Source organism: Pseudonocardia sp. Ae505_Ps2 (assembly GCF_001932425.1).
GTDB lineage: Bacteria > Actinomycetota > Actinomycetes > Mycobacteriales > Pseudonocardiaceae > Pseudonocardia.
On the sequence record NZ_MCIP01000001.1, the window covers coordinates 5,620,085 to 5,645,553 of the forward strand.

General features: G+C 74.7%; 26 protein-coding genes and 1 pseudogene. 11 read left to right on the top strand and 16 right to left on the bottom strand.

Going from position 1 to position 25,469, the window contains the following annotated elements:
- Nucleotides 1–24: 24 nt before the first annotated feature.
- From Ae505Ps2_RS26185 to Ae505Ps2_RS26205, 5 genes are read right to left on the bottom strand one after another with little or no spacing between them, the layout of a single operon-like run.
- Nucleotides 25–759, bottom strand: a complete 735-nt coding sequence (locus tag Ae505Ps2_RS26185) for a GntR family transcriptional regulator (RefSeq protein ID WP_075312148.1) — start codon at nucleotides 757–759, stop codon at nucleotides 25–27.
- A 20-nt stretch (nucleotides 760–779) separates the two neighbouring features.
- Nucleotides 780–1,559, bottom strand: coding sequence for a glucosamine-6-phosphate deaminase (locus tag Ae505Ps2_RS26190; RefSeq protein WP_075307647.1), 780 nt, complete (start codon nucleotides 1,557–1,559; stop codon nucleotides 780–782).
- Nucleotides 1,559–2,722, bottom strand: a complete 1,164-nt coding sequence (locus tag Ae505Ps2_RS26195) for an amidohydrolase family protein (protein WP_075333110.1) — start codon at nucleotides 2,720–2,722, stop codon at nucleotides 1,559–1,561. Before Ae505Ps2_RS26195 ends, Ae505Ps2_RS26190 begins: the two co-directional genes overlap by 1 nt.
- Complete coding sequence (locus tag Ae505Ps2_RS26200; protein ID WP_020626214.1) at nucleotides 2,719–3,015, bottom strand: HPr family phosphocarrier protein; 297 nt, start codon at nucleotides 3,013–3,015, stop codon at nucleotides 2,719–2,721. The genes Ae505Ps2_RS26195 and Ae505Ps2_RS26200 overlap by 4 nt, the downstream gene beginning before the upstream one ends.
- A complete protein-coding gene (locus Ae505Ps2_RS26205; RefSeq protein ID WP_075554078.1) occupies nucleotides 3,012–4,316 on the bottom strand; it encodes a PTS transporter subunit EIIC in 1,305 nt (434 codons plus the stop codon). The genes Ae505Ps2_RS26200 and Ae505Ps2_RS26205 overlap by 4 nt, the downstream gene beginning before the upstream one ends.
- Before the next feature lie 169 nt (nucleotides 4,317–4,485).
- On the opposite strand from Ae505Ps2_RS26205, the gene Ae505Ps2_RS26210 reads away from it, so the two are divergent.
- The 3 genes from Ae505Ps2_RS26210 to Ae505Ps2_RS26220 are packed head-to-tail and all read left to right on the top strand — an operon-like array spanning nucleotide 4,486 to nucleotide 5,842.
- Nucleotides 4,486–4,716, top strand: a complete 231-nt coding sequence (locus Ae505Ps2_RS26210; protein WP_020626212.1) for a PTS glucose/sucrose transporter subunit IIB — start codon at nucleotides 4,486–4,488, stop codon at nucleotides 4,714–4,716.
- Nucleotides 4,713–5,162, top strand: coding sequence for a PTS glucose transporter subunit IIA (locus tag Ae505Ps2_RS26215; RefSeq protein WP_075554079.1), 450 nt, complete (start codon nucleotides 4,713–4,715; stop codon nucleotides 5,160–5,162). Before Ae505Ps2_RS26210 ends, Ae505Ps2_RS26215 begins: the two co-directional genes overlap by 4 nt.
- A complete protein-coding gene (locus Ae505Ps2_RS26220; protein ID WP_158071461.1) occupies nucleotides 5,159–5,842 on the top strand; it encodes an HAD family phosphatase in 684 nt (227 codons plus the stop codon). Before Ae505Ps2_RS26215 ends, Ae505Ps2_RS26220 begins: the two co-directional genes overlap by 4 nt.
- 7 nt (nucleotides 5,843–5,849) lie before the next feature.
- Here Ae505Ps2_RS26220 and rsmD read toward each other — a convergent pair whose 3' ends face one another.
- Both rsmD and Ae505Ps2_RS26230 read right to left on the bottom strand, forming a co-directional pair.
- Nucleotides 5,850–6,404, bottom strand: coding sequence for a 16S rRNA (guanine(966)-N(2))-methyltransferase RsmD (gene rsmD, locus Ae505Ps2_RS26225; protein ID WP_075307657.1), 555 nt, complete (start codon nucleotides 6,402–6,404; stop codon nucleotides 5,850–5,852).
- Between the two features lie 21 nt (nucleotides 6,405–6,425).
- A complete protein-coding gene (locus Ae505Ps2_RS26230; RefSeq protein ID WP_075307659.1) occupies nucleotides 6,426–9,806 on the bottom strand; it encodes a pyruvate carboxylase in 3,381 nt (1,126 codons plus the stop codon).
- A gap of 618 nt (nucleotides 9,807–10,424) precedes the next feature.
- Here Ae505Ps2_RS26230 and Ae505Ps2_RS26240 point away from each other — a divergent pair.
- Nucleotides 10,425–10,667 carry a hypothetical protein gene (locus tag Ae505Ps2_RS26240; protein ID WP_075554081.1) on the top strand — a complete coding sequence of 81 codons (243 nt, stop codon included), beginning with the start codon at nucleotides 10,425–10,427 and terminating at the stop codon, nucleotides 10,665–10,667.
- A 4-nt stretch (nucleotides 10,668–10,671) separates the two neighbouring features.
- On the opposite strand, the gene recG is transcribed toward Ae505Ps2_RS26240, so the two are convergent.
- Nucleotides 10,672–12,852 (bottom strand): ATP-dependent DNA helicase RecG, encoded by a 2,181-nt coding sequence (gene recG / locus Ae505Ps2_RS26245; RefSeq protein WP_075307661.1) that lies wholly within the window; start codon nucleotides 12,850–12,852, stop codon nucleotides 10,672–10,674.
- The gene (locus tag Ae505Ps2_RS26250) at nucleotides 12,853–14,598 is read right to left on the bottom strand and encodes a DAK2 domain-containing protein (protein WP_075312150.1); all 1,746 of its coding nucleotides are present in this window, start codon (nucleotides 14,596–14,598) and stop codon (nucleotides 12,853–12,855) included.
- A 157-nt stretch (nucleotides 14,599–14,755) separates the two neighbouring features.
- On the opposite strand from Ae505Ps2_RS26250, the gene rpmB reads away from it, so the two are divergent.
- On the top strand, nucleotides 14,756–14,947 hold the full coding sequence (rpmB, locus tag Ae505Ps2_RS26255; RefSeq protein ID WP_020627372.1) for a 50S ribosomal protein L28: 192 nt from the start codon (nucleotides 14,756–14,758) through the stop codon (nucleotides 14,945–14,947).
- A gap of 248 nt (nucleotides 14,948–15,195) precedes the next feature.
- Here the strand turns inward: rpmB and Ae505Ps2_RS33750 are convergent.
- From Ae505Ps2_RS33750 to Ae505Ps2_RS26270, 3 genes and pseudogenes are all read right to left on the bottom strand, one after another.
- Nucleotides 15,196–15,354: pseudogene (locus tag Ae505Ps2_RS33750) on the bottom strand (DUF1707 domain-containing protein); the annotation flags it as partial.
- A 28-nt stretch (nucleotides 15,355–15,382) separates the two neighbouring features.
- Entirely contained in the window at nucleotides 15,383–16,063 is a 681-nt protein-coding gene (locus Ae505Ps2_RS26265; protein ID WP_086002420.1) for a uracil-DNA glycosylase, read from the bottom strand.
- Nucleotides 16,060–16,584: a gamma carbonic anhydrase family protein gene (locus Ae505Ps2_RS26270; protein ID WP_020627369.1), complete on the bottom strand. Its 525-nt coding sequence runs from the start codon at nucleotides 16,582–16,584 to the stop codon at nucleotides 16,060–16,062. The genes Ae505Ps2_RS26265 and Ae505Ps2_RS26270 overlap by 4 nt, the downstream gene beginning before the upstream one ends.
- A gap of 189 nt (nucleotides 16,585–16,773) precedes the next feature.
- On the opposite strand from Ae505Ps2_RS26270, the gene mbhE reads away from it, so the two are divergent.
- Genes mbhE through mnhG (Ae505Ps2_RS26300) form a run of 6 tightly spaced genes read left to right on the top strand, consistent with a single transcriptional unit; the run spans nucleotide 16,774 to nucleotide 22,396 of the window.
- A complete protein-coding gene (gene mbhE / locus Ae505Ps2_RS26275; protein ID WP_075307663.1) occupies nucleotides 16,774–19,512 on the top strand; it encodes a hydrogen gas-evolving membrane-bound hydrogenase subunit E in 2,739 nt (912 codons plus the stop codon).
- Entirely contained in the window at nucleotides 19,509–19,823 is a 315-nt protein-coding gene (locus tag Ae505Ps2_RS26280; RefSeq protein ID WP_020622050.1) for a cation:proton antiporter subunit C, read from the top strand. Before mbhE ends, Ae505Ps2_RS26280 begins: the two co-directional genes overlap by 4 nt.
- The gene (locus Ae505Ps2_RS26285; RefSeq protein ID WP_075307665.1) at nucleotides 19,820–21,349 is read left to right on the top strand and encodes a monovalent cation/H+ antiporter subunit D family protein; all 1,530 of its coding nucleotides are present in this window, start codon (nucleotides 19,820–19,822) and stop codon (nucleotides 21,347–21,349) included. Before Ae505Ps2_RS26280 ends, Ae505Ps2_RS26285 begins: the two co-directional genes overlap by 4 nt.
- Nucleotides 21,346–21,750 carry a Na+/H+ antiporter subunit E gene (locus tag Ae505Ps2_RS26290; RefSeq protein WP_051050016.1) on the top strand — a complete coding sequence of 135 codons (405 nt, stop codon included), beginning with the start codon at nucleotides 21,346–21,348 and terminating at the stop codon, nucleotides 21,748–21,750. Before Ae505Ps2_RS26285 ends, Ae505Ps2_RS26290 begins: the two co-directional genes overlap by 4 nt.
- Nucleotides 21,747–22,019 (top strand): monovalent cation/H+ antiporter complex subunit F, encoded by a 273-nt coding sequence (locus Ae505Ps2_RS26295; protein WP_226358826.1) that lies wholly within the window; start codon nucleotides 21,747–21,749, stop codon nucleotides 22,017–22,019. The genes Ae505Ps2_RS26290 and Ae505Ps2_RS26295 overlap by 4 nt, the downstream gene beginning before the upstream one ends.
- Nucleotides 22,016–22,396, top strand: a complete 381-nt coding sequence (mnhG, locus tag Ae505Ps2_RS26300; RefSeq protein WP_083695688.1) for a monovalent cation/H(+) antiporter subunit G — start codon at nucleotides 22,016–22,018, stop codon at nucleotides 22,394–22,396. The genes Ae505Ps2_RS26295 and mnhG (Ae505Ps2_RS26300) overlap by 4 nt, the downstream gene beginning before the upstream one ends.
- Here mnhG (Ae505Ps2_RS26300) and mnhG (Ae505Ps2_RS26305) read toward each other — a convergent pair.
- From mnhG (Ae505Ps2_RS26305) to Ae505Ps2_RS26320, 4 genes are read right to left on the bottom strand one after another with little or no spacing between them, the layout of a single operon-like run.
- Nucleotides 22,324–22,782: a monovalent cation/H(+) antiporter subunit G gene (gene mnhG / locus Ae505Ps2_RS26305; RefSeq protein WP_349289842.1), complete on the bottom strand. Its 459-nt coding sequence runs from the start codon at nucleotides 22,780–22,782 to the stop codon at nucleotides 22,324–22,326. The two genes, mnhG (Ae505Ps2_RS26300) and mnhG (Ae505Ps2_RS26305), sit on opposite strands and share 73 nt — an antisense overlap.
- On the bottom strand, nucleotides 22,764–23,030 hold the full coding sequence (locus tag Ae505Ps2_RS26310) for a monovalent cation/H+ antiporter complex subunit F (RefSeq protein ID WP_020622056.1): 267 nt from the start codon (nucleotides 23,028–23,030) through the stop codon (nucleotides 22,764–22,766). The genes mnhG (Ae505Ps2_RS26305) and Ae505Ps2_RS26310 overlap by 19 nt, the downstream gene beginning before the upstream one ends.
- Nucleotides 23,027–23,836 carry a Na+/H+ antiporter subunit E gene (locus Ae505Ps2_RS26315; RefSeq protein WP_075307667.1) on the bottom strand — a complete coding sequence of 270 codons (810 nt, stop codon included), beginning with the start codon at nucleotides 23,834–23,836 and terminating at the stop codon, nucleotides 23,027–23,029. The genes Ae505Ps2_RS26310 and Ae505Ps2_RS26315 overlap by 4 nt, the downstream gene beginning before the upstream one ends.
- Nucleotides 23,833–25,464 (bottom strand): Na+/H+ antiporter subunit D, encoded by a 1,632-nt coding sequence (locus Ae505Ps2_RS26320; protein ID WP_086002254.1) that lies wholly within the window; start codon nucleotides 25,462–25,464, stop codon nucleotides 23,833–23,835. Before Ae505Ps2_RS26320 ends, Ae505Ps2_RS26315 begins: the two co-directional genes overlap by 4 nt.
- Nucleotides 25,465–25,469: the final 5 nt, after the last annotated feature.

The window sequence follows — 25,469 nt, forward strand, 5'->3', positions numbered from 1 at the left end:
AACCTATCAGCCGGTGATCACCGGTCAGGCCCAGCTCCGGTCGAGCGACATGTGCAGCTCGTAGCGGTCACCGCGGTAGTGGGACACGGTGTACTCGACCGGCCGGTCGCCGGAGCTGGCGGTCCGGTCGAACACCAGGACCGGGTGCCCGGCGGGGATCCCGAGCAGGACCGCCGAGGCCTCGTCGGCCTGCCGGGCGGCGACGGTCTGCTCGGCGCGGTCGATGGGGAGCCGGTAGTGGTCCTGCAGGATCTTGTAGACCGAGCCGCTGAGGTCGTGGGCGTCGAGGTCGGGGACCCGCTCGGCGTCGTACCAGGCGTCGTCGATCGACATCGGCACCCCCTCGGCGACACGCAGCCGCCGCAGGTGCCAGCACCGGTCGTCGGGACCCTGGCCGAGCGCACGGACGGCCTCCGGCGGCCCGGTGGTGCAGGCGACCTCGAGGACGACCGTGGTCGGGGTGAGTCCGAGCCGGCGCATGTCGTCGTGGAAGGACGCGAGGTGCAGCCGGGAGCGCGCGGTGCGGGCGGCGACGTAGGTGCCCTTGCCGCGGACCCGGGTCAGCAGCCCGTCGCGCTCCAGCTCGCCGACGGCGGCCCGCACCGTCACCCGGCTCACGCCGTGGTCCAGACACAGCCTGCGCTCGCTGGGGAAGGGGTCGCCCGGTGAGAAGTCCCGCGCGATCGTCTCCGCGAGCAGGGTGCGGAGCTGCTCGTGCTTGGGCACGACCCCGTCGCCGATCCGGACCTCGCCGTTCATGGTGCCGTCCACCGTAGCCACTACCGCCCCCGTCCCGGTGCGCCGACCTGCCCGGCCGCGACGGGCCCGGCCCGCTCCCCGGCGGCCGCCCGGTCGAGCACGAGCGTGCAGTGCGGGTGGGTGCGCAGCACGGTCGCGGGCACGTCGGTCGTGACCGGTCCGGACACCGTCGCCGCCACGGCTGCGCGCTTGCCCTCCCCGGTCGCGACGAGCACGATCCGCCGCGCGCCGGTGATGGTGGCCAGCCCCTGGGTGAGTACCCGGTGCGGCACATCGGCCGGACGGTCGAAGAACCGTGCGTTGTCGGCGCGGGTCCGCTCGGTCAGCGTCGTGACCCGGGTGCGCGAGTCGAACGCCGAGCCGGGCTCGTTGAACCCAATGTGGCCGTTCCCGCCGATGCCCAGGATCTGCAGGTCCACCGGGCCGTGCGCGGCGAGCAGCCGCTCGTAGTCTGCGGCGGCCGCCTCCGGGTCGGCGCGGGTGCCGTCGGGGGCGTGCACCGCGGCCGGGTCGATGTCGAGGTGGTCGGTCAGCTCCCGGCGGATGACCTCGCGGTAGGACTGCGGATGCCCCGCGGGCAGGCCCAGGTACTCGTCGAGCAGGAACGCCCGCGCCCCGGCGAAGGACAGCCCCTCCTCGCGGTGCCGCCGGATCAGCTCGGCGTAGGCGGGCAGCGGGGAGCTTCCGGTGGCGAGCCCGAGGGTCGCCGGCCGGCCGGTGTCACGGGCCAGGACCTCGGCGACGGCGTCGGCGACCGCCCGCCCGCAGGCCCGTGGGTCGTCGAGGACCACGATCTCCATCACGCACCCCCACCGATGACGGGCTCCCCGGCACGCAGCACGTGGCGCGGCCGCAGGTCCGCGTCGGTGACGAGCACGTCGGCGCGGTGGCCCGGGACCAGCGACCCGACCTCGCCGTCGAGCCCGAGGAGCCGGGCCGGCGTGCGGGTCGCGGCGAGCACCGCGTCCGGCAGCCGGACCCCCGCGTCGCGCACCGTGGCCCGGACGACGTCGACCAGGCACGCGGTGCCGCCGGCGATGGGCCCGTCCGGGATCCGGGCGACACCGTCGTCCACCCGGACCTGCATCGTGCCCAGGCGGTACTGGCCGTCGGGCATCCCGGCCGCGGCCATCGCGTCGGTGACCAGCGCGACCCGGTCCGGCCCGACGAGGTCGAACACCGCGGCGACGGTCTCCGCGGCCAGGTGCACCCCGTCCGCGACGAGCTCCACGACGAGCTCGCCCCGCGCGGCCGCCGCCAGGCACGCCGCGGCCGGCCCGGGCGCCCGGTGGTGCACCGGGGGCATCGCGTTGAACAGGTGGGTGGCGCTCATCGGCGCCCCGCCGGCCCGTTCGATCCCGGACGCGGTGGTGCGGGCGTCGGCGTCGGTGTGGCCGATGCTCGGCAGCACGCCGTGCGTGGCGAGTACCGCGAGCAGGTCCGCCGCGTGCGCGGTCTCCGGCGCGTAGGTCACCGACGCGACGGCGCCGTCGGCCTTGGTCAGCAGCTCGTCGAGCAGCACGGGGTCGCCCGGGAGGATCGCGCGCGGGTCGTGCGCGCCGCACCGCGCGGTGGCCAGGAACGGGCCCTCCAGGTGGATCCCGGCGAGGTCCCCGGCGACGACGAGCGGGCGCAGCGTCGCGATCCGTTCCGCCAGCACGTCCGGCGAGGCCGAGACGAGCGAGGCGACCGTCGTCGTCGTGCCGTGCGCCCGGTGGTGGGCGACGGCCGCCGCGGCCCCGGCCGCCGTCGCGTCCGGGAAGCCGTGTCCGGCACCGCCGTGGTCGTGCACGTCGACCAGCCCGGGCAGCAGCAGCGACGACGACGCGGGCGGGAGCGGACCGTCGTACGCCGCGGCCGGGACGACCGCGACGATCCGGTCCCCCGCGATCGCGACGACCGAGTCCGGGAGCAGCCGGCCGTCGGTGACGACGGTGCCGCGCAGCACGCGGTCCGCCGTCACGCGTCGTGGTCCGTCTCGAGCAGCGCCACGAGGCCGTCCAGCGCGGCGGGTGCGTCGTCGCCGGTGGCCCGCAGGACGACCTCGTCGCCGAAGACGACGCCGAGAGTCATGAGCCCGAGGACGCTGCGGGCGTCGACCGGGTCCTTCCCCTGCGTCGCGACGGTGACGTCCAGTCCGGTGGCGCCTGCCGCGCGGGCGAACAGCGCGGCCGGGCGGGCGTGCAGCCCCACCCGGGACGCGACGACGGCGGTGCGGGTGTGCACGGTGCTCTCCTGCTCCTCGTGGGTGGTCACCGGTCGGCCCGCCCGGCGGTGTCGGTGTCGCCGGCGGCCCCGGTGGTCCCGGCGCTCTCGGTGGTCGCGGCCGTGACGGTGGCCGGTGTGGTCTCGGTGCCGGTGGTCTCGTCGTCCTCCCGGCCGGGGGTGCGCAGGTTCCAGCGGCGGATCACGAAGCGGAACAGCACGTAGTAGACGACGGCGTAGGCCAGCCCGATCGGGATCAGCCACAGCGGCCGGGTGGACTGGCCGAAGTTGAGGACATAGTCGATCGCGCCGGCGGAGAAGGCGAACCCGCTGTGGATGTCGAGCGCGTTGACCAGCGCGAGCGAGGTGCCGGTGAGCACCGCGTGGATCAGGTACAGCGGCCACGCGACGTAGACGAAGGCGTACTCGAGCGGCTCGGTGATGCCGGTGACGAAGGAGGTCAGCGCGACCGACACCATGATCCCGCCGACCAGCTTGCGCCGCTCCGGGCGGGCCTCGTGCCAGATCGCGAGTGCCGCGGCGGGCAGCGCGAACATCATGATCGGGAAGAAGCCGGTCATGAAGGTGCCCGCGGTCGGGTCACCCTGGAAGAACCGCTGCAGGTCGCCGTGCACCCCCTGGTAGTCCCCGATGAGGAACCAGACGACGTTGTTGACGATGTGGTGCAGCCCGATCGGCAGCAGCAGCCGGTTCACCAGGCCGAAGATCCCGCCGCCGACGACAGCGTTCTCCCCGACCACGGTGCCCAGCCCGGTCAGCCCGGCGTTGAAGACCGGGTAGACCAGGCTCATCACCGACGCGATCACCATCATCGAGACCGCGGTGAGGATCGGGACCAGCCGACGGCCGTTGAAGAAACCGAGGAAGGTCGGCAGCGTCGTGCGGTGGAAGCGCTGCCACAGCAGCGCCGCGACGAGCCCCGCGACGATGCCGCCCAGCACCCCGAAGTCGATCGTGGCCTGCTCGCCCTTCGAGTCGAGCACCCCGGGCAGCAGCACCGGGGACAGCGCGGTGAACACCCCGTCCATGACGAGGTAGCCGACGAGGGCCGCCAGCGCGGTGGAACCGTCGGAGCGGCGCGCCCAGCCGATCGCGATGCCGACCGCGAAGATCATCGGGAGGTGGTCGAACAGCGCGCCGCCGGCCGCGGCGAGCACCGCCGCGGGCTGCTTCAGCGCCTCGACCCCGCCGAGCAGGTCGTCCTGCCCGAGACGCAGCAGCAGACCGGCCGCGGGCAGGACGGCGATCGGGAGCATCAGGCTCCGGCCGAGACGCTGCAGGCCGGCCAGCCCGGCCCGTCGTCGTACCGGTTCCGCTGTGGAGGTGCCCATGGGCTCGCACTCCTCGTGAGGTGTCGGCGACCGGGACCGGTGCGCGGGCGTTGTGGAGCCGCCGCGTCAGCCGGTACGGTCTGGTTATAACCAGTGAGGGTGCGGGGCGATCGCGGCACTGTCAAGACACTGGTCATGACCAGTAGTGACCGGAGAGCGGAGGAACCCCATGAGCAGGGCCGACGACATCGTGGCGGGGCTGGGCGGGCCCGGGAACATCACCGACATCGAGGCGTGCATCACCCGGCTGCGGACCGAGGTCGGCGACCCCGGCCTGGTCGACGACGCCGCGCTGAAGGCCGCCGGGGCGCACGGTGTGGTCCGGTCCGGGACCGTCGTGCAGGTCGTGATCGGGCCGGAGGCGGAGAACCTCTGCGACGACGTCCGGGACCTGTTGTGAGCTCCGTGCTCGCGCCCGTCGACGGGACCGTGCTCGGGCCGGCGGGGGTGCCGGACCCGGTGTTCCGCGACGAGCTGCTCGGCGGTGGGACGGCCGTCGAACCGTCCGCGGACGCCACCGAGGCGGTCGTGCTGGCCCCGGTCGGCGGGACGGTCGCGGCGCTGCACCCGCACGCCTTCGTCGTCGCCCCCGCCGACGGGCCCGGGGTGCTGGTGCACGTCGGGATCGACACGGTCTCGCTCGGCGGGGCCGGGTTCACCGTGCACGTCGCGAAGGGCGACGCGGTCGACCCGGGTAGCCCGGTGCTGACCGTCGACCTCGCCGCCGTGCGGGCTGCCGGACTGGCCGCGACCTGCCCGGTCGTCGTGCTGGACTCACCCGCCGGGTCGGTGAGCGCCCCCACCGGGCACACCGTGCGCGCCGGCGACGAGCTGTTCCGCCTGTGAGCGGCGCCGATGCAGTGGCCACCGTCCCCGACGGGGCCCCGGTCGTCTTCGACCTCGACGGCACCCTCGTGCGCAGCGAGCACGTGCACCGCCGGATCTGGGCCCGGTTCTTCGCCGAGTGGGGCGCCGAGGTCGACGACGACACCTACCGGCACCGGTTCATGGGCCGCCGCGCGGTCGACGTACTGCGCGAGGTCGTCGGGCCGTGGCGCGGCCAGGACCCCGACGAGCTCGCCGCGCAGCTGGCCGGGCACGGCTCCGCCCTCGCCGAGGACGTCGACGTCGTCCCCGGCGCACCCGCGCTGCTCCGCTCGCTGGCCGAGCGCGGGCACCGGCTCGCGGTGGTGACGAGCGCCCGTCGCAGCTGGGCGGACCGGGTGCTGGGTGACGTGCTCGGCGCGGCCCCGCTGGTCGAGCTGGTCGTCACCGCCGAGGACGTGGTGCGCGGCAAGCCGGACCCGGAGGGCTACCTCGCCGCATGCCGCCGGCTCGCCGCCGAACCGGGCGGCTGCGTCGCGTTCGAGGACTCCGTCGCCGGGGTGTCCTCGCTGGTCGCGGCCGGGATGGGCACCATCGTCGGGGTACGGACGACGGCCGGGGACGCGGAGCTGACCGCGGCCGGGGCGCACCGCACGGTGCCCGACCTGACGCCCGACCGGCTACTGGGCCCGGCGGCCTGATCCGGGCTCAGCCCACGAGCGAGCCGTGGTGCAGGACGGTGTCGCCGTAGCGGCGCGACCGGCCCGCGGTGAACCCCTCCGGCCAGCCGAACTCCCCCGACGCCTTCGCCCGCTCGACGACGACGGCCGCCCCGGGTGCGAGCCACCCGTGGGCGGCGGCGGCGCTCAGCCAGCCCGCGACCTCGTCGTCGGGCACCGCGTAGGGCGGGTCGACCAGCACGACGTCGAACGCCCGCGGCGCGGGCCCGGCCAGCACGGTCCCGGCCCGCCCCGCGACGACCGTCCCGCCGAGCCCGACCGCGGCCAGGTTGCGCCGCAGCACCCCCGCTGCCCGCTTGTCCGACTCGACGAACAGCGCCTCGGCGGCGCCCCGGGACAGCGCCTCCAGCCCCAGCGCGCCGGAGCCCGCGCACACGTCCAGCACGGCGGTCCCGTGCAGGCCCGGGTCGTGGTCGAGCGCGGAGAACAGCGCCTCCCGGACCCGGTCCGACGTCGGCCGGGTCCCCGACGGCGGCACGGCGAGCCGTCGTCCGCCCGCCGTGCCCGCGATCAGCCTGGTCATCGCTCCATCGTGCCGTGCGGCTCAGTCCAGCTCGACCAGCAGGTCCCCGCCCTCGACCTGGGTGACCTTCCCGATCGCGAGCCGCGTGACGGTGCCGGCCCGGTGCGCGGTGATCGACGCCTCCATCTTCATGGCCTCGATGGTGGCGACGGTCTGGCCGTCGTCGACGGTGTCGCCCTCCTCGACCTGCAGCGTCACGACACCGGCGAACGGGGCGGCGACGTGCGCGTCGTTGCCCTTCTCCGCCTTCTCCGCGGCCTTCACCTCGGTGGCGACCGACTCGTCGCGCACCGACACCGGGCGCAGCTGGCCGTTCAGGGTGGTCAGCAGGGTGCGGTAGCCGCGCTCGTCGGGCTCGGAGACGGCCTCCAGCTCGATGATCAGCGTGACGCCGGGCTCGAGGTCGACGGTGTGCTCGAGGTCCTCCTCCAGCCCGTAGAAGAAGTCCTTCGACGACAGCACCGCGGTGTTGCCGTACTGCTCGCGGTGGGTGTCGAAGTCCTTGGTCGGGCCGGGGAACAGCAGCCGGTTCAGCGTGCGGCGCCGGTCGTGGGCGAGGCCCTCGCGGTCGTCGCCGGACAGTTCCGCCTTCTCCGCCTCGGGGCTGCGGCCCTCCAGCGCGCGGGTCCGGAACGGCTCCGGCCAGCCCGCGGGCGGCGAACCCAGCTCACCGCGCAGGAACCCGATCACCGAGTCCGGGATGTCGAAGCTCGCCGGGTCCTTCTCGAAGTCCGCGGGCTCCACCCCGGCCCCGACCAGGTGCAGGGCCAGATCACCGACGACCTTCGACGACGGCGTCACCTTCACCAGCCGGCCCAGCATCCGGTCCGCGGCGGCGTAGCAGTCCTCGATCAGCTCGAACCGGTCGCCGAGGCCGAGCGCGATCGCCTGCTGGCGCAGGTTCGACAGCTGCCCGCCGGGGATCTCGTGGTGGTAGACCCGCCCGGTCGGCGACGCGAGCCCGGACTCGAACGGCGCGTAGACCTTGCGCACCGCCTCCCAGTACGGCTCCATGTCCCCGACCGCGGCCAGGCTCAGCCCGGTCGCACGCTCGGTGTGGTCGGTGGCCGCGACCAGCGCCGACAGCGACGGCTGGCTCGTGGTGCCGGCCATCGAGGCGACCGCGCCGTCGACGGCGTCGACCCCGGCGTCGATCGCCGCGACCAGCGTCGCGAGCTGACCGCCAGCGGTGTCGTGGGTGTGCAGGTGCACCGGGAGGTCGAAGCGTTCCCGCAGCGCCGTGACCAGCGTCCGCGCCGCAGGCGGGCGCAGCAGCCCGGCCATGTCCTTGATCGCCAGCACGTGCGCACCGGCCTCAACGATCTCCTCGGCCAGGCGCAGGTAGTAGTCCAGGGTGTAGAGCTTCTCCCCCGGGTCCGACAGGTCCGCGGTGTAGCAGAGCGCGACCTCGGCCAGCGCCGTGCCGGTGCCGCGGACGGCGTCGATGGCCGGACGCATCTGGGACACGTCGTTGAGGGCGTCGAAGATCCGGAAGACGTCCATGCCGGTGTCCGCCGCCTCCTGCACGAAGGCGTCGGTCACCTCCGTCGGGTACGGCGTGTAGCCGACCGTGTTGCGCCCGCGCAGCAGCATCTGGGTGCAGATGTTCGGCGCCGCCGCCTTGATCGCGGCGAGCCGGTCCCACGGGTCCTCGGCGAGGAAGCGCAGCGCGACGTCGTAGGTCGCACCGCCCCAGCACTCCAGCGACAGCAGCTCGGGCATGGTGCGCGCCACGTACGGCGCGACCGCGAGCAGGTCCCGGGTCCGGATCCGGGTCGCCAGCAGCGACTGGTGGGCGTCGCGGAACGTCGTGTCGGTGACCGCGACGGCGGTCTGCTCACGCAGCCGGCGCGCGAAGCCCTCGGGACCGAGCTCACGCAGCAGCTGCGCGGAGCCGTCCGGCGCCGGCGTCTCCAGGTCGACACCGACGGGCAGCTTGTCCACCGGCTCCACGACCAGCGGCCGGTCACCGTTGGGCTTGTTGACCGTGACCTCGCCCAGGTACTGCAGGATCCGCGAGCCGCGGTCGGCCGACGGGCGGGCCTTGAGCAGGTGCGGGCGCTCCTCGATGAAGCTGGTGGTCACCCGGCCCTGCTTGAAGTCCTCGTCCTCCAGCACGGCGGCCAGGAACGGCAGGTTCGTCGCCACACCGCGGATCCGGAACTCGGCCAGCGCGCGCCGGGCGCGCCGGGCGGCGTTGGCGAAGTCGTGGCCGTGGCAGGTCAGCTTGACCAGCATCGAGTCGAAGTGCGCCGAGACCTCGGCGCCGACGTGCACGGTGCCGCCGTCCAGGCGCACGCCCGGGCCGCCCGGGGAGCGGTAGACCGACAGTGTGCCGACGTCGGGGCGGAACTCGTTGGCCGGGTCCTCGGTGGTGATGCGGGTCTGCATCGCCGCACCGGTGAGGGTGATGTCGTCCTGGGTCAGCCGCAGCTCCGGCAGCGTGAGCCCGGAGGCGATCCGCAGCTGGGCGATGACCAGGTCGCGGTCGGTGACCTGCTCGGTGACCGTGTGCTCGACCTGGATCCGCGGGTTCATCTCGATGAAGTGGTGCTTGCCGCGCTCGTCGAGCAGGAACTCCACGGTGCCGGCGTTCACGTAGCCGATCGTCTTCGCGAAGTTCACCGCGTCGGCGCAGATCCGGTCCCGCAGCTCCGGGTCCAGGTTCGGGGCCGGGGCGATCTCGACGACCTTCTGGTGGCGGCGCTGCACCGAGCAGTCGCGCTCGTAGAGGTGCACGACGTTGCCCTCGGCGTCGGCGAGGATCTGGACCTCGATGTGGCGGGGGTTGACCACCGCCTGCTCCAGGAACACGGTGCCGTCGCCGAAGGCCGACTCCGCCTCCCGGCTCGCGGCCTCGATCGCGTCGCGCAGGTCGCCGGGCTCGGTGACCCGGCGCATCCCGCGCCCGCCGCCGCCGGCGACGGCCTTGACGAAGATCGGGAAGTCGATGTTCTCGGCGGCGGCGAGCAGCTCCTCGACGTCGTCGGAGGGGTCGGAGGACTCCAGCACCGGCACGCCGGCCTCGCGGGCGGCCGCCACGGCGCGGAACTTGTTGCCCGTCAGGTGCAGGACCTCGGTGGGCGGGCCGACGAAGGTGATGCCCTCCTCGGCGCAGGCACGGGCGAGGTCGGGGTTCTCCGACATGAAGCCGTATCCGGGGTAGACCGCGTCCGCGCCGGCCTTCTTCGCGGCGCGGATGACCTCCTCCACCGACAGGTACGCGCGGACCGGGTGACCCGGCTCACCGATCTGGTAGGACTCGTCGGCCTTCGCGCGGTGCAGCGAGTTGCGGTCCTCGTACGGGAACACCGCCACCGTCGAGACACCCAGCTCGAACGCGGCCCGGAACGCCCGGATGGCGATCTCGCCCCGGTTGGCCACCAGCACCTTGCGGAACATCGGTCTCCTCATCACGGTCGGCGACGAACCCCGTCGCGACAGGGGTTCCCCCGCGACGGACGCGTGATCCTGACACGATCGGAGCGGTCCCGACCACCGCTCGGGACGGGGTGCCCACCCAGCGGGACGACGCCCGGCTCCGTGAGGCACGTGGCGCGATCCGCCCACCTGGGGCACCGTGGACGGTGGTCCGGGGCGGAGGGGCGGTGGTGCCGGTGCTGACCGTGGTGGTCCAGCTCCTGTCGCTGGCGTTGCTGGTGATGGCCGTGGTCGGCGCCTACCGGCGGCTGCGCGCCGACCGCGGCCCGGCGGACGGTCCGGTGGCGGAACCGGTCCCGCGGCCTGCGCTGTCGCCCGACGCCGTCGCCGCCGAGCAGGCGTGGCGACGTGCACGGGCCGAGTTCCAGCGGCTGCGCGGCGAGTTCGCCGCGCACGAGGCCGACCCGCTGGCCGTGCTGCGCCGCCCGGCGCTGTCGGACACCACGGTGGCGGCCACCGCCCGGTTCGTCGACGCGTTCGCCGAGGCCCAGGCGCTGGACACCGACGGCTACCCGGGCGAGCCGCACGCCGCGACCCACGTGCGCGCCGGCGACGCCGCCCGCCGCGCGGACCGCCGCGGTGGACGCCGCCGACCGGATCCGGCTCGCCGGGCTGGACCCCGAGGAGCGGCGCACCGTCGAGCGCGTGGTGAAGCTGCTGACCACGGCGCGGGACTCCGACTCCGAACCAGAACGGCTCGCCGCCTACGGCCGCGCCCGCGCCGAGCTGGACCGCCTCGAGCGGTCCGGGCGGGTGCACCTGCCCCGCCCGGCCCGCGCCCGGCTCGACGCCGCGGCCCGCGGTGAGCTCCCCGGGCCGTGACCGGTCAGGACTTGTCCAGGTAGGCGGCCCGCTCCTCGTCGCCGAGGGTCTCGGCCACCAGGGCCCGCAGCCGCGGGTGGCCGGCCAGGCCCGGGTCCTCGGCGACCAGGTGCCGGGCGTAGACCTGGGCCTTCTCGATGACCTCGCCGTGGCGCAGCAGCGACAGCAGCTTGAGCCCCGAGCGGGACCCGGACTGGCTCGATCCGAGCACGTCGCCCTCGCGGCGCAGCTCCAGGTCCAGCCGGGCCAGCTCGAAGCCGTCGGTGGTCCCGGCGATCGCGTCGAGCCGCTCGCGGGCGGCGGTCGCGGCGGGCATGTCGGTGACCAGCAGGCACAGCCCGGGAGCGCTGCCCCGGCCGACCCGGCCGCGCAGCTGGTGCAGCTGGGACAGCCCGAACCGGTCCGCGTCGAGCAGCACGATCCCGGTCGCGTTCGGCACGTCGACGCCGACCTCGATCACCGTGGTCGCGACCAGCACGTCCAGCTCGGCGCGTTCGAAGGCCCGCATCACGGTGTCCTTCTCCTCCGGCGGGAGCTTGCCGTGCAGGATCCCGACCCGCAGCCCGGCCAGCTTCTCGGAGATCAGCGGGGCGATGTCGAGCACCGCGAGCGGGGCGCGCCGCTCCTCGCCGCCGTCGTCGTCCGGCGGGGGCTCCTCGGTGTCCTCCTTCTCGGCGCCCTCCTTCTCGGCACCGCCGACCCGGGGGCACACGACGTAGCACTGGTGACCGGCCTCGACCTCCTCGCGGATCCGCTGCCAGACCCGCTCGATCCACGACGGGTGCTCCGCGAGCGGCACGACGGTCGTCGCGACCGGGGAACGGCCCTTCGGCAGCCCCTTCAGCTCGGACACGGCCAGGTCGCCGTAGACGGTCATGGCCACGGTGCGCGGGATCGGCGTGGCCGTCATGACCAGCATGTGCGGGGCCTTCTCCCCGCGGGCGCGCAGCGCGTCACGCTGCTCGACGCCGAAGCGGTGCTGCTCGTCGACCACGACCAGCCCCAGCTCGGCGAACCCGACGGTGTCCTGGATCAGCGCGTGGGTCCCGACGACGATCCCCGCCGCCCCGGACTGCGCGTCGAGCAGCGCCTGCCGTTTGGCCTTCGCCCCCATCGACCCGGTCAGCAGCGTCACCGCGGTCGCGTTCTCCGCCGCGCCGAGCTCGCCGCTGCGCCCGAGCGGGCCGAGCATCGCCCGCAGCGAGCGGGCGTGCTGGGCGGCGAGGACCTCGGTGGGGGCCAGCATCGCGGCCTGGGTGCCCGCGTCGACGGCCTGCAGCATCGCCCGCAGCGCGACGATCGTCTTGCCCGCGCCGACGTCGCCCTGCACGAGGCGGTTCATCGGGTGCTCCCGGGCGAGGTCCGCGGCGACCTGCTCACCCACCTCCTGCTGGCCCTCGGTGAGCGGGAACGGCAGGTTCGCGTCGAACGCGGCGAGCAGGCCGTCGTCGCGGCGCGGGCACACCGGGGCCGGCCGCGCGACGGTGGCCTCCCGGCGCAGCGCGAGCGCCAGCTGCACACCGAGCGCCTCGTCCCACACCAGGCGGTGCCGAGCGGCGAAGAGGTCGGCCTCGGTCTCGGGGACGTGGATGCGCCGCAGCGCCCGCCCCAGCTCGGGCAGCTTCTCCCGCTCGCGCAGCGACTCGGGCAGCGGGTCGGTCGGGTCGTCGATCTGGTCCAGCACCTGGCGGACCGACCGCGCGATCGCCTGCGAGGTCACCTTGGCGTTCGCCGGGTAGACCGACAGGAACGGGCGCAGCGAGTCGCTCTCCTCGATCTCCTCGAACTGCGGGTGGGTCAGCTGCAGCCGGTTGTTGAACACCCCGACCTTGCCGGAGAACACCCCGACGACGCCCTGCTTGATGAAGCCCTGCAGCTTCCAGCCGTTGAAGAAGGTGGCGTCGAGCTCGCCGCCCTTCTCGTCCCGGATGACGGCCTTGAGCATCTTCCCGCGCCGGTTGCGCATGTCCCGCAGCTCGGCCCGCGCGACCTGCGCGACGACCGTGACGTGCTCCCCCGCGACGAGACCGGCGATCTCGGTGAGCCTGCCGCGGTCGACGTAGCGGCGCGGGTAGTGCCGCAGCAGGTCGCCGACGGTCTCCAGCCCGAGCGGGGCCAGCGCGTCGGCGGCCTTGCGCCCGAGCGGCCCGTCGAGCCGGCTGTCGAGGTCGAACCCGTCGTCCATCTACTCCACTCCCAGCACCAGCGGGTAGTCGCCCTGCTCCCCCCGGTGCACCACGACGTCGACCTCCGGGTGGGTGCGGCGCAGGTCCTCGGCGAGCCGCTCCCCGAGCTCGTCGGGGGCGGCCGCGCCGAGCAGCACGGTCACCAGCTCCCCACCCGGAGTGAGCATGCGGTGAGCCAACCACAGGGCACCGACAGCGAGATCCGGGGCGATCAGCACGACCTCGCCGTCGGAGATCCCGAGGATCTCCCCCGGACGGCAGGGACCGGCCCAGGTGAGCGCCTCGGCCTCGGCGACGGCGAGCCCACCGGTCCGGGTGGCGGCCGCGGCCTCGGCCATCGCGACGACGTCGTCCGGGGCGCGACGGGCCGGGTCGTGCACCGCGAGCGCGGCCAGGCCCTGCAGCACCGAGCTCGCCGGGACCACCACGACGTCGATGCCCTCGAACCGCACCCGCTCGGCCGCGGTCTCGGTGACCGTGCGCCGGTGCGTCGCGCACGGCAGCACCACGACGTGCTCCGCACCGGTCGCCCGGATCGCGGCCAGGACCTCGTCGACGGTCGGGTCCGGGTCGGCGACCAGCACGTTCCCACCCGCGGCCCGGGCCAGCGCCCCGGCCCCGCTGCTCTCGATCATCAGCAGGACGGCGCGGTCCCGACTCGGCCGCGCCGGCGGCAGCGCCTCGATCCGGATCCCGGACGGGCGCCCCGCCGCGAGCCCCGCCTCGACCGCGGGCCCGGCCTCGGTGGTGTGGACGTGCACCATCACCCCGCCGCCGCCGCCGTCGCCGGCGAGGCCGACCGAGTCCCCGAGCCCGGCGAGCCGGGCGCGCAGCGTCTCCACCGCCGCCGGGTCGGGGGCGGGCAGCCAGTAGGTGACCTCGTAGACCGGCTGGGGCACCCACGGCACGAGCTCGCCGTCGGCGGTGACCGTCGAGGCCGGACCAGGCCCCGCCACCTGCGACGACGGCGGCGGCGCCGGATCACCGCCGGCCGCGGCGACCAGCGCGTCGAGGACGACGACCAGGCCGAGCCCGCCCGCGTCGACGACCCCGGCCCGCACGAGCTCCGGCGGGCGCCCGGTGGACCGGGCCAGCGCGGCCCGCGCCGCGTCCGCCGCGACGCGCGCGGCCTCGGCGAGGGCGACGGTCGTCCCGTGTCCCGCGTCCGTCCCGTGTCCCGCGTCGGCGGGGTCCGCGGGGTCGGCGGGGCCGGCGACCCGGGTGGGCGTCGCACCGGGGACCAGGGGCTCGGACGCAGGCCCGGACGCCGTACCGGCGGCGACCCGCGCCGCGACGGCCGCGGCGGCGGCGTCGAGCACGGTGAGTGCGGTCCCCGGACGCGGCGCGGACACCGCGACGGCCGCCAGCGCCGCCGCCCGCCGCAGCGCCCCGGCGAGCAGCTCACCGGCGGGGGTGTTCGGGCGTCGTGCCGCCGCGGCCTCCAGCTCCTCGGCCAGGCCCCGGAACAGCTGGGACAGGATCAGGCCGGAGTTCCCGCGGGCTCCGCGCACGGCGGCCGCGGCCAGGGCCGACGCGGCCCGCACCGGTCGGACGTCCTCGGCCGCGTCCCCGTCGAGCGGGGCCGAGGCGGCCGCGCGGGCGGTCAGCAGCAGGTTCGACCCGGTGTCGTGGTCGGCGACCGGGAAGACGTTGATGCGGTCGATCTCGGCCCGCCCGGCGGTGAGCCGCTCGGCGGCGGCGTCGATCCAACGGCGCAGCAGCGCGGGGTCGAACGGCGAGGCCACGGGCACCACACTAGGTGCGCGGCGGCCCCCGGTGCCGCGGGACGGCCCCGCGCGCCGGTCGCGACACGGGGGTGGCTAGACTTGAAGGCCGAGCCTCGGCACGTCCGTGCCGAGAATCTGTTCGTGAATCTGTTCGTCAACCCGAGGAGTGTCCGACGTGGCTGCCGTCTGCGACGTCTGTGGCAAGGGTCCGGGCTTCGGCATGTCCGTCTCGCACTCGCACCGCCGCACCCACCGCCGCTGGAACCCCAACATCCAGACGGTGCGCGCCGCGATCAACGGCGGCAACCGCCGTCGGATCAACGCCTGCACCTCCTGCCTGAAGGCGGGCAAGGTGACCCGCGTCTGAGTGCGCGAGACCCGAACCACGATCGAGGCCCGGTCCCCTGGGGACCGGGCCTTCGTCGTTCCCGGGGCGGCTCACTCGACCATGGACCGCCACCAGCTGCGGCGGGGACCGCGCACCGTGACCGACCCCATGCCGACCTTGCCGTGGACCACGACGTGCGGCCCGGCGGCCCCGGGCGTCGAGGGCACCTTGGTCTTCACCTCGCCCCAGGACGCCTTCGTGCCGTCGACGTCGGCGGTGCCGCCCTCGGGCAGGTCCGCCAGCGGCGGCCGCAGGTCCCGGGCGACGCGGGCGGCGTAGACCGCGTCGAGCCGTTCCTCCAGCTCGGCCAGCGTGATGCGGCCCTCACCGAGGGCGTCGTGCAGCCGGCGGGCCGCCGCCTCACGGTCGGCGTCCGATATGCGCATGTCCCCCGGGTCGTCCACCCGGTCCAGCCTAGGGCAGCTTCCAGTCGACGGGTTCCCCGCCGATCTCCTCGAGCAGGTCGTTGGCCCGGCTGAACGGCCGCGACCCGAAGAAGCCGCGGTCGGCCGACATGGGCGACGGGTGCGCCGACTCGATCGTCGGCACGTCCTCCAGCAGCGGCGCGAGGTTGCGGGCGTCGCGGCCCCAGAGGATCGCCACCATCGGCGCGGCGTCGCGGGCCACCAGGGCGCGGATCGCCTGCTCGGTGACCTCCTCCCAGCCCTTGTTGCGGTGCGAGGCCGGCTCTCCCGGTGCGACGGTCAGGCACCGGTTGAGCAGCAGCACGCCCTGCTCGGTCCACGGGGTCAGGTCGCCCGAGCTCGGCGCCGGGTGCCCGAGGTCCTCGGTGTACTCGCGGAAGATGTTCTGCAGCGAGCGCGGCAGCGGCCGGGTCCCGGGGGCGACGGAGAACGACAGCCCGACAGCGTGCCCCGGGGTCGGGTACGGGTCCTGGCCGACGAGCAGCACCCGGACGTCGTCGAAGGGCTGCTGGAACGCGCGCAGCACGTTCGCCCCGGCGGGCAGGTAACGACGGCCCGCGGCGATCTCGGCACGCAGGAACTCGCCCATCGCGGTGATCGTCTCGGCGACCGGCTCCAGGGCCCTGGCCCACCCGGCCTCGACGACCTCGTGCAGCGGCTTGGCCATCAGCCCTCCAACCGGCGCAGCTGGGAGGCGAACCGGCGGCCCCGGTCCACGTAGGACTCCACGGCGTACCGCCAGCGGTCGGCGGGCACCTCGTAGCCGTCGCGGACGCGGGCGGGTACGCCCAGCGCCATCCGGTACGCGGGCACGTCGGCCTTCGGGGAGACGACCGCGCCCGCGGCGACGACCGCGCCCTCGCCGACCGTCGCCCCGTTCAGCACCACCGAGCCCGACGAGACGAGCGCGCGGTTGCCGATGGTGGCCGCCTCGATGTGCACGTTGTGCCCGACGGTCACCTCGTCCCCGATGATCGTCGGCTGCTGCAGGGTGGTGTGGATGATCGACCCGTCCTGGATGCTGCTGCGGGCGCCGACCTCGATCCGGCCGTCGTCGCCGCGCAGCACCGCGGTCGGCCAGACGGTGGACTCCGGGCCCAGCGTCACGTTGCCGATCACGACGGCGTCCGGATGGACGTAGGCGGTCGGGTGGATGTCCGGTTCGGCGTCACCGAGCGCGTACAGAGGCACACCGGGAGGGTACGAAGCCCCCGCGGACCGCCACGCCGGGGGCCCACCCACCCCGGGAAACCGTGCGCGGCGCAACCGGGTGGAGTGACCGGAAACCTCGGTGTGGAAACCCCGTCGAACGGGTAGAAGCTCCCGAGTCATGATCAGGGTGCCTGGCACCCCCGGCCCCCTGGACGGAGGCGCTGCCCGGTGATCCCCCTGGTCACCCTGGGTGGGGCGGTCGCGCTGGCGCTGCTCGCCCCGGTGCTCGCCCGGCTGCTCGGCCGCAACGCCGGCTACCCGCTGGCCGCGGGTCTCGCCGCGCTGGCCGTGTACGCGAACACCGCCGCCGGAGAGGTCGTCCGCGGGGAGGTCCCCACCGCGGGCGTGTCCTGGATGCCGTCGCTGGGCGTCTCCTTCGGCCTGCGCATGGACGGCCTGTCGCTGCTGTTCGTGACGATCGTGCTGGGCGTGGGCGCGCTGGTGATGGCCTACTGCCCGCGCTACCTGGAGGCGTACTACCCGATCGGCACGGTCTACGGCCTGCTCACCGGGTTCGCCGCCGCCATGATCGGCCTGGTCACCGCGAACGACCTCGTGCTGCTCTACGTGTTCTGGGAGCTCACGACCGTCCTGTCGTTCCTGCTGATCAACACCGCCGGTCCGGCGGCGGCGCTGCCGGCGGGCCGCGCGCTCGTGGTGACGGCGATGGGCGGGTTCGCCCTGCTCGGGGCGGTGGTGATGATCGGCGTCGCGGCCGGGAGCACCAGCCTCGACGTTGTGCTCGCCGACCCCGGCGCGGTGCTCACCAGCCCCCTGGCCCTGCCCGCCGGGGCGCTGCTGATCCTGGCCGCGGCGACGAAGTCCGCGCAGCTGCCGTTCACCTTCTGGCTGCCCGGCGCGATGGTCGCGATGACCCCGATCAGTGCCTACCTGCACGCCGCGACGATGGTGAAGGCGGGCATCTACCTGCTGATGCGGTTCACCCCGATCTACGTGCCGTCGGTGGCCTGGTCGGCGGTGCTCGTCCCGCTCGGGCTGGCGACGGCCGTCGTCGGCGCGGTGCTGGCGCTGCGCGAGCACGACCTGAAGGCGATGCTCGCCCACTCCACGGTCAGCCAGCTCGGCCTGCTCACCGCCGCGATCGGCGTCGGCACGTCCTACGCGCTGTCCGCGGCGGTCCTGCACACCTTCGCCCACGCCCTGTTCAAGGCGACCCTGTTCATGCTGGTCGGGATCATCGACAAGGAGGCGGGCAGCCGGGACGTCCGCGAGCTCGGCGGCCTGTGGAAGGTCATGCCGGTCACCGCGGCACTGACCGGGGTCGCCGCGCTGTCGATGGCCGGGGTGCCGCCGCTGCTCGGGTTCGTGTCCAAGGAGAACCTCTACGAGGGCTTCCTGGAGGCCGACTTCGCGCCCGGTGCCGGGCCGGTCGCGGCGGCCGTCGCGGTCGTGGCCTCGGCGCTGACCTTCGCCTACTCCGCCCGGATCGTGCACGGCGCGTTCGGCGGCAGGCTCACCCAGCCCGGCCTCTACGAGCCGTCGTGGGCGTTCCTCGCACCGGCTGCCGTCGCCGCGCTGCTCGGGCTGGTCCTCGGGCCGGCGGTGCGGGTCCTCAACCCGCTGACCGACCGGGCCGCGCGCGACCTCGACCCGGGCTCGGAGCCGGTCACGTTCGTGCTCTGGCCCGGGTTCGGCACCGCCCTGGTGCTGTCGGTGCTCACCGTCGCCGCCGGTCTCGCGCTGTTCCACTGGCGCGGCCGCGTCGACCGGGCGCTGGAGCGGCTCCCGGTGCCCGACGGCGCCGCGGTCTTCGACCGGATCCGGGCCGGGGTGCTCGACCTCGGCGCCCGGGTGGGGCGGCCCGACACCGACCCCTCCCCCGCCGCCGTCCTGGTCCGCCCGGTGCTGGCGCTGCCGGTGCTCGCCGTCGTCGCCTGGGTGGCGCTGCCCGCACCGGCACCGTTCCCCGGGCCGGTGACCCGTCCGCTGGACTGGGTGGTCGTCGTGCTCGTGGCGGCCACCGTCGCCGGGGCCGTGACGACCCGTTCGGTCACCGCGGCACTGGCGCTGACCGGCTTCGGTGGGCTGGCGACGGCGCTGTGGCTGCTGCTCGCGGGCGCCCCGGACGTCGCGATGACGCTGCTGCTGGTCGAGGTGCTGACCACGGTCGTCGCGGTGCTGGTGCTGCGCGGACGCGGGGTCCGGCTGCGCCGCCCGGCGCGGTGGCGGCGGGTCCCGGCCGCGGTGGCCGCACTGGCCGCGGGCCTGTCGCTGGGGGCGGCGACCTACGTCCTGACCGGGCGGCGCGCGCCGTCGCCGGTCGGCGGGTACCTGCTCGACACCGCGGAGGCCGCGACCGGCGGGACCAACGTGGTCAACACGATCCTCGTCGACTTCCGCGGCATGGACACCTTCGGTGAGGCCGTCGTCGTCGGGGCCGCGGCGCTCGGCCTGCTCGTGCTGATCCGCCGCGGCGAGGCCGGGGCCGATGCGAGCCCGCGGCAGCGCGTCGCCACCGACGGCCCGGCCGACACGATCGTCATGCGGGTCGCGAGCCGGGTGCTGGCCCCGCTGATGCTCCTGATGTCGCTGTTCCTGCTCTGGCGCGGCCACGACGAGCCCGGCGGCGGGTTCATCTCCTCGCTGGTCGGCGGCGTCGCGATCGTGTTCCTGCGGCTCGCCCACCGCGGCAACGCGTGGGCACTGCGGCTGCGGCCCGAGCCGCTGGTCGGGTCCGGGCTGCTGCTGAGCCTGCTCACCGGGATCGCGGTGTACCCGCTGGGGCTGCCGTTCCTCACGCCGGTGTACCTGCCCGGCGGGGTGCTGTTGTCGTCGTTCGTGTTCGACCTCGGGATCTACCTGATGGTGGTGGGGCTGATCGTGGCCGCGACCGACCGGATCGGCGGGCGCGCCCGCACCGGCTCCGTGCTGGGGAGCTCCGAGTGACCGCCGCGGTCGTCGTCGCCGTGCTCGTCGCGGGCGGGGTCTACCTGGTGCTGCAGCGCGAGCTGCTGCGCACGGTGCTCGGGTTCGTGCTGCTCGGCCACGGGGTGAACGTCCTGATCATCTCCGCGGGCGGGATGGCGACCCGCGAGCCCGCGCTGCTGGGCCAGCAGGACCGGGCGCAGATGGCTGACCCGCTGCCGCAGGCGTTCGTGCTCACCGCGATCGTGATCGCCTTCGCGATCACGGTGTACCTGCTGGCCCTGCTGAAGGCCGGTGGCACCGCCGACACCGAGGAGGACGAGCCCCGGTGACCGGTCTCGAGGCGCTCGTCGTCGTACCGATCCTGGTCCCGCTCGCCGCGGCGGGCCTGCTGATCCTGCTCACCGCGCGCCCACCGGGCGGGGGCGGACCGTTCCTGCTGCCGATGACGGCGCGCCGGGTGGTCGCGTTCACCGCGCTCGTGGTGTCGACGGCGGTGTCGGCGGTCCTCCTGGCGGCCACCGCGGACGGCGCGGTGATCGTGCAACGGCTCGGGAACTGGCCCGCGGGCATCGCGATCCCGCTGGCCGCCGACGCGTTCGGCACGATCATGCTGACCGTCACCGGGGTGCTGGGGATCGCCTGCCTGGCCTTCGCCGCGGTCACCGGCTCCGACACCGACCGGGCGTTCCTGCCGCAGTCGCTGCTCCTGCTCGCCGGGGTGCACGGCGCCTACCTCACCGCGGACCTGTTCAGCCTGTTCGTGTTCGTCGAGGTCATGCTCGTCCCCAGCTACGTGCTCATCGCGACCGGCCGTGGCCCGGAGCGGATCGCGGCGTCGCGGCTGTACCTGACGGTGAACCTCCTGGCCTCGACGGTGTTCCTCGCCGGGCTCGGCCTGGTCTACGGCGTCGCCGGGACCGTGCAGCTCGGTGACCTCGCCGGGCGCGCGGTGACCGACCCGGCACTGGCCGCGGCGACCGCAGTGATCCTGCTGGCGCTCTCGGTGAAGGCCGCGCTGGTGCCGCTGCACAACTGGCTGCCGCGGGCCTACACCGCCGCGCCGGCCGCGGTCACCGTGCTGTTCTCCGGGCTGCTGACCAAGGTCGGTGTGTACGCGCTGTTCCGGATCTACGCCCTCGTCTACGACGGCGACCCGCGCTTCCTGCCGGTCGTCCTGGTGGCGGCGCTGCTGACGATGGTCGTCGGGGTGCTCGGCGCGGTCGGCGCCGGCGGGATGCGCCGGATCCTGACCTTCCACATGGTCAGCCAGATCGGCTACATCGTGCTCGGCCTGGCGATCTCCACCCCGGCCGGGTTGGCCGCCGCGATCTACTTCCTGGTGCAGTACGTGCTGGGCAAGGCGGCGCTGCTGATGGTCGCCGGTGCCGTCGAGCAGTACGCCGGCACCGACACGCTGTCCCGGCTCGGTGGGCTCGCCGCCCGCAACCCGGCGACCGCGGTCGCGTTCGCGGTGTCGGCGCTGAGCCTGGCCGGGATCCCGCCGCTGTCCGGGTTCGTCGCGAAGTTCGCCCTGGTGCTCGGCGCGGTCGAGGCCGGCATGGTCGCCGCGGCGGTCGTCGCCGTCGCGGTCAGCGTGGTCACCCTGCTGTCGATGCTCAAGATCTGGAACGGCGCGTTCTGGGGCGGCGAGGCCCCCGCACCGGACCCCGGGGGCGGTGCGGGCACCGTGGTCGCCGTGGCGGTCCCGGTCCGCGCGGGGGTCCCGGCGCTGGCGCTGGGGGCGCTGTCGCTGCTGCTCGGGCTGTGGGCGGAGCCGCTGCTGGCGCTCTCGACGGTCGCCGGGCAGGGGCTCGCCGACACCGCCGCCTACGTCGGGGCGGTGGGGGCGCCGTGACCACCCGCCGACGTGCACCCGGGCGCGGCGGGCGCCTGCGCGCCGCGGTGGGGTTCCTGCTGTGGTTCACCGGCGAGTTCCTCCGCGCCAACGCCGTCGTGCTCCGCGAGGTCCTCACCCCCGGGCACGGCATCGACCCGGCGGTGGTCCGGGTCCGGCTGCGGTCGCGGAGCATGGTCGAGATCGCGTCGATCATGAGCCTGCTCAGCCTGACGCCCGGCACCCTCGCCCTGAACCTGACCACCGGCGCGCGCAGCCCGGAGCTGCTCGTGCACGGCATGCACGCGTCCGACCCGGAGCAGCTGCGGGCGAGCGTGCACGAGATGGAGGACCGGTTGCTGGCGTTCCTGCGCCGCCCCACCCCGGGTGTGGTCGACCGCGATCCGGAGGAGACGCCGTGAGCACCCTGTTGCTGGACGCCGGGATCGTCCTGCTGGCCCTGGGCCTGCTCGTCGCGGTCTGGCGGGTCCTGGCCGGGCCCACCGACGCCGACCGCGGGCTGGCCGTCGACTACGGCTTCGTGGTCGTCGTCGGGCTGATCGCGCTGCTGGCGCTGCGGCTGGGCTCGGTCGCGATGCTGGACCTCGTCGTCGTCGCGACGCTGGTCGGGTTCCTGACCACGGTCGCCGTGGCCCGGCTGATCTGGGCGGAGAAGGGGGCTCGCAGATGAGCGGCGTCGACGCCGGCCTGGGGACCGTGCTCACCGGCGGGCCCGTGCAGAACGCGATCGGCGGCGTCGTACTGGGTGCCGGGGTCCTGCTCGTGGCGGCGGGCGCGGTCGGCCTGGTGCGCCTGCCCGACGTCTACAACCGCACGAACGCCGTCACCAAGGCCGCCGGGCTCGGGATCGTCGCGATCCTCGTCGGGGTCGCGATCCTGGTGCCCGAACCGGGGGTGCTGCTCACCCTCGGCGTGGCCGTGGCACTGCAGCTGTTCACGATCCCGATCGCCAGCTTCGCGATCGGGCACGCCGCCTACCGGTCCGGGGCCCCGTCGACCCCGTCCACGCTGCGCGAGGACGACCCCGGCTCCGGCGACGACGGCTGAACCGTCCGCACCTCCCGGGCGCGCGCGTCGCTGTCGATGTCCTCCCCCAGGTCGTCGACGACGAGCGCGGCCCGGTCGATCGCGCCGCTGCGGTAGGCCGAGCGCCCGACCACCTGCGAGATGACCGGCGCCGTCAGCACCTGGAACAGCACGACCAGGATCAGCGTCGAGGAGTTCTCGAACTCCAGGTTGACCGCGACGCCCAGCAGGATCAGCAGCAGGCCGAGGGTCTGCGGCTTGGTGGTGGCCTGCAGCCGGGCGGGCAGGTCCGGCAGCCGGACCAGCCCGAGCGCACCGAGCAGGCAGGACAGCCCGCCGGCGAGCATCAGTGCGGCAGAGACCACGTCGAGCACGTCGTGCAGGCCCATCAGCGGTGCCGCTCCCATCGTTCGACCAGGCGGGCCGCCGTCGCCGAGCCGACCAGCGCGATCAGCGCGACCGCGGCCAGCAGCGGGATGTTCGACCCGTCGGAGTAGATCGCCGCGTACACCGCGGCCGCGGCCACGATCAGCACGACGAACACGTCCAGCGCCGCGATGCGGTCCAGCGTCGTGGGGCCCTTCAGGAGCCGCCACATCGTCAGCACCCCCGCGGCGGTCAACATGATCAGTACCAGCGTGTGGACGACGGTCACCGGTCGTTCCTCCCCGTGTCCCCGGCGGCGACCGCGGCGACGGCGGCGGCGCACCGGTCCCGGTCCTCCTGGCTGCCGACGGCGTCGATCACCCGCAGCTGCAGCCGCATCATGTCCCGGCGGAGCCGTTCGACGGCGCCGGGCCGGTGCAGGCCGAGTGCATAGACGTACCAGCGACGCCGGGCCCGGTCGATCTGCAGCGTGAAGCTGCCCGGGGACAGCGCGCAGGCCGCGACGATCGTCGTCGCGGTGCGGTCCGAGCCGGTACACAGCGGTAGCCCGACGATCCCGGACCGGGCGCGCGGCCCGTGCCGCAGCGTCACCATGCTGACCCGGATCCCGGAGACGACCAGGTCCGAGGCCAGGAACGCCAGCAGCCGCAGCAGCTTCCACGGGCGGAACGGGAGCCGCTCGGGCAGCAGCGGCAGCGGGAAGATCGCCGTCACCGCGAGGCCGACGAGCAGACCGCCGACGATCGCGGCCGCGGACACGCTCCCCCACAGCAGCACCCACACCAGCGCCAGCGCGAGCACCTGCGGGATCCGCCGGCGCACGCTCCCGCCGCGGGCGGACCCGCCCATCGGCTCGGCGACGGTGTCGGGGACCGGTGGCGGCACCCGGGCGGGGGTGCGGGCGTGGTCGGGCTCCGGCGGCTCGCCGACCTCGGCCGCGCCCATCTCGGCCTCGCGGCGCGCCTCCGGCGAGGAGAGCACGGCGTCCTCGCGGTCGTCGCCGTCGGGGCGGCCCTGCGGGTCCGGGCCGTCGGTCGTGCCCGCGCCACCGCGGCTCGGGGTCTGCTCGCTCACGGGGTCACCTCCGGGGTGTCGCCGGCCGCGGTCCGCACGGTCGTGTCCCCGGCGAGGTCACCGGACCGTCCGCTCGCGCTGATGGTCCCGTCACCCCCGGGGTCGGCGCCCGGCCCGAGGACGGCGGCGGTGTAGCCGGTCCGGTCGTGCAGGTCCACCCCGGCCCTGGCCGTCACCCCGGACAGCGGGCCGGCGAACACCGCGATCGCGACGCTGACCACGACCAGCGTGGACGCGCCGACGTACATGCCGCGGGCGCTGCGCGCGGTCCCGACGACGAGCTCGTCGTTCGGGTCGTCGTCGGCGAGGGGCTCCTTCGGGGCGCCCCAGAAGACCCGCACCCAGACCCGGGCGACGGCGTAGAGGGTCAGCAGGCTCGCCAGCACGACGACGGCGGCGACCAGCTCCCCGGCGAGGCCCGCGCCCGCACCGGCCTGCAGCAACGCGAGCTTCGCGACGAAGCCCGAGGTCGGGGGCAGCCCGGCCAGGGTGATCGCCGGGATCGCGAACAGCACGGCCAGGTGGGGTGCCTGCTGGGCGAGCCCACCCATCTGGGAGATCGACACGGTGCCGGTCCGCCGGGTGATGAGCCCGCTGACCAGGAACAGCGTCGCCTGCACGGTGATGTGGTGGACGACGTAGAGCCCGGTCCCGGCGATGCCGTCGGGGGTGTGCAGAGCCAGCCCGAACACCATGAACCCGATGTGGCTGACCAGCAGGAACGACAGCAGCCGGTTGAGGTCGTCCTGCGCGACGGCGCCGAGCGCGCCGACCACCATCGTCACCGCGGCGATCACCAGCAGCAGCGTCGAGGGGCTGTCCTGCGGGAACACCAGGGTCTGGGTGCGCAGCAGCGCGTAGATGCCGACCTTGGTGAGCAGGCCCGCGAACAGCGCGGTGACCGGGGCGGGAGCGTTCGGGTAGCTGTCGGGCAGCCAGAAGTGCAGCGGCACGATCGCCGCCTTGATGCCGAACACCACGATGAGGACCAGGGCGAGCACCGCGCGCAGGCCCTCCGGCAGCGCGCCCATCCGCCCGGCGAGGTCGGCCAGGTTGACCGTGCCGGTGGCGGCGTAGACGAGCCCGACCGCGGTCAGGAACAGCAGCGACGAGGTCAGCGACACGATCACGTAGGTCATGCCGGACCGGATCCGCGACGCCGACGTCCGCCGGGTGATGAGCACGTAGCTCGACGCCAGCATGATCTCGAACGCCACGAACAGCGTGAACAGGTCACCGGTCAGGTAGGCCAGCGACACACCCGTCGACAGCAGCAGGAAGATCGGGTGGAAGGTGGTGCTGGCGGTCTCCCGGCCGTAGTCGGAGATCCGCTGGTCGATCGCGTAGACCAGCACCGCGAGCGTCACCACCGAGGAGATGAGCAGCAGCAGCGCCGACATCCGGTCGGCGACGAGCACGATGCCCATCGGGGCGGGCCAGCCGCCGAGCTCGGCGACGACCGGCCCGTAGGTGTCCGCGGCCACCAGCAGCACCGCGCCGACGACGCACACCAGCGCCAGGGTCACCACGCCGATGACACGCTGGGCCGAGGCACGACGGCTGACGACGACGCTGGTCGCGGCGCCCAGCATGGGCAGCAGCACCGGCAGCGTGACCAGGGCCTGCAGCGGGG

Bases quoted from the DNA above. Each gene is read 5' to 3' on its own strand.
- Ae505Ps2_RS26185 (WP_075312148.1), bottom strand. From the start codon at position 759: ATGAACGGCGAGGTCCGGATCGGCGACGGGGTCGTGCCCAAGCACGAG.
- Ae505Ps2_RS26190 (WP_075307647.1), bottom strand. From the start codon at position 1,559: ATGGAGATCGTGGTCCTCGACGACCCACGGGCCTGCGGGCGGGCGGTC.
- Ae505Ps2_RS26205 (WP_075554078.1), bottom strand. From the start codon at position 4,316: ATGGGCACCTCCACAGCGGAACCGGTACGACGACGGGCCGGGCTGGCC.
- Ae505Ps2_RS26210 (WP_020626212.1), top strand. From the start codon at position 4,486: ATGAGCAGGGCCGACGACATCGTGGCGGGGCTGGGCGGGCCCGGGAAC.
- rsmD (WP_075307657.1), bottom strand. From the start codon at position 6,404: ATGACCAGGCTGATCGCGGGCACGGCGGGCGGACGACGGCTCGCCGTG.
- Ae505Ps2_RS26230 (WP_075307659.1), bottom strand. From the start codon at position 9,806: ATGTTCCGCAAGGTGCTGGTGGCCAACCGGGGCGAGATCGCCATCCGG.
- recG (WP_075307661.1), bottom strand. From the start codon at position 12,852: ATGGACGACGGGTTCGACCTCGACAGCCGGCTCGACGGGCCGCTCGGG.
- mnhG (WP_083695688.1), top strand. From the start codon at position 22,016: ATGAGCGGCGTCGACGCCGGCCTGGGGACCGTGCTCACCGGCGGGCCC.
- mnhG (WP_349289842.1), bottom strand. From the start codon at position 22,782: ATGGGAGCGGCACCGCTGATGGGCCTGCACGACGTGCTCGACGTGGTC.